The organism is Kocuria sp. NBRC 114282, assembly GCF_030268385.1.
Classification (GTDB): domain Bacteria; phylum Actinomycetota; class Actinomycetes; order Actinomycetales; family Micrococcaceae; genus Kocuria; species Kocuria palustris.
Window position 1 is genome coordinate 1 of the sequence record NZ_BSQO01000042.1, and the last position, 309, is coordinate 309.

The following is a 309-nucleotide window of genomic DNA, read 5'->3' on the forward strand; positions in this document are numbered from 1 at the left end:
TGCTGGACGCCCACGTCGACGACCCCGAGTATGGCTACCGGTTCCTGGCCGGCGAAGCGGCAGAAGCCGGTGAGCAGATGTGTGAGCGGACGGCGTGGAGGATCTGCCGGGACAACCAGTGGTGGTCGGTGTTCGGGAAGAATCGCGGCAAGAACGGGAAACGTCCCGGGCCGCCGGTCCATGACGATCTCGTGAAGCGGGACTTCTCCGCCGATGACGTCAACGAACTGTGGCTGACCGACATCACAGAGCACTGGACCGACGAGGGAAAGCTCTACCTCTGCGCCATCAAAGATGTGTTCTCCGGCC

The 309-nt window shown here is 63.1% G+C and carries 1 pseudogene; it reads left to right on the plus strand.

The annotated features are described in order from the left end of the window. Positions 1-309: pseudogene (locus tag QSJ40_RS12640) on the plus strand (IS3 family transposase); the annotation flags it as partial.